At 55.1% G+C, this 1017-nt stretch carries 3 protein-coding genes and 1 pseudogene; all 4 read right to left on the reverse strand.

All coding sequences use genetic code 11. The features are described 5' to 3' along the window. Positions 1 to 142 precede the first annotated feature (142 nt). Positions 143 to 223, reverse strand: a pseudogene (locus tag KDX37_RS29610) (arylsulfatase regulator); the annotation flags it as partial. Positions 224 to 272: 49 nt separating this feature from the next. Continuing rightward, positions 273 to 551, reverse strand: coding sequence for a type II toxin-antitoxin system RelE/ParE family toxin (locus tag KDX37_RS29260; protein WP_231656644.1), 279 nt, complete (start codon positions 549 to 551; stop codon positions 273 to 275). Further along, the gene (gene relB / locus KDX37_RS29265) at positions 551 to 751 is read right to left on the reverse strand and encodes a type II toxin-antitoxin system RelB family antitoxin (protein WP_004661690.1); all 201 of its coding nucleotides are present in this window, start codon (positions 749 to 751) and stop codon (positions 551 to 553) included. Before relB ends, KDX37_RS29260 begins: the two co-directional genes overlap by 1 nt. A gap of 82 nt (positions 752 to 833) precedes the next feature. Continuing rightward, the coding region (locus tag KDX37_RS29270) for a helix-turn-helix domain-containing protein (RefSeq protein ID WP_231656645.1) at positions 834 to 1017 on the reverse strand (184 nt) is incomplete at its 5' end.

The raw sequence follows: 1017 nt of genomic DNA on the forward strand, positions 1-1017 counted from the left end.
AGTTACGCGGTTGAGGCTTTCTCCCCCATCAAGCGATTAGCGGGTGGCTCCGTTCTTCAGCATCCGACAAAAAAATCTGGGGTTTGGGCGTACAACCCCTAATCCAGAATCCCAAACCGCCGAAAATCCCGGTCTGTCACGTTTAGTGTTCTTTCGGTACCTGAATGACGCCATCAGCAATACCTTGGGCCAGGAACTCCATCATCTGCGCGAAGCGAAGAAAAGGGTCGATCCTGTTGACCAGGAGACTGAAAATACTTCATCTAGGTCAACTAGAGCGAGGGGTATTCCTGCCTAGCGTGGATGACGTTCACGACCTCGATGCGCTCGATGGTCACACGGTAGACCAGCACGTAATTTGGGTGAGCTACCAGCTCGCGAGTGCCAGGCACTCGCCCAGGACGGTACAGGTATGGATGATCGGCCACCGGCAGTATGGCCGACTGTAAGCGCTCCAGAATGGCTTGGGCGGCTTTGGGGTCTTCGTTGGAGATATACCGGATGATCTTAGCCAGGCTCATGCGCGCACGTTGCCGCCAGATGATTTGCATCAGCTGACCTTAGCCCGATCCTGTTGACGCTTTTCTGCCTCGGCAATGATTGCGTCCATTTCCGCCATGACCTGATCGTGCGGCACACCCGGACTGGGGTCGTCCAGTGATGCTTGCACCTGGAGCCGAAACCACCGGTCGTAGCTTGCTGCCTGTTCATCGGTTTCGAATTCCGAAACGATGGGTGAGAGGTTGGCCATGTAGCTTTCTCCAGTTGGGAGGGTTTTACATCACGTTTACATCATCTGCACGTCACAGACGGGTACTGGACCAAGCGGCACCTCAGACATCTGCCTTAGCCGTTAGGTACTGCGCCCAAACACGTTTTACCTGGCTGACGCTGAACCCCGCCAGTCGCGCAGTCTCGGCAATGCTACTCCCGCCGCGTTTAAGGGCAATGATCCGTTCATGCACTTTAGCATTTGGTTTACGTCCTTTATATCGACCAGCGCTCTTGGCCAGGTCG

Source organism: Pseudomonas californiensis (assembly GCF_021147775.1).
Taxonomy (GTDB): Bacteria; Pseudomonadota; Gammaproteobacteria; order Pseudomonadales; family Pseudomonadaceae; genus Aquipseudomonas; species Aquipseudomonas californiensis.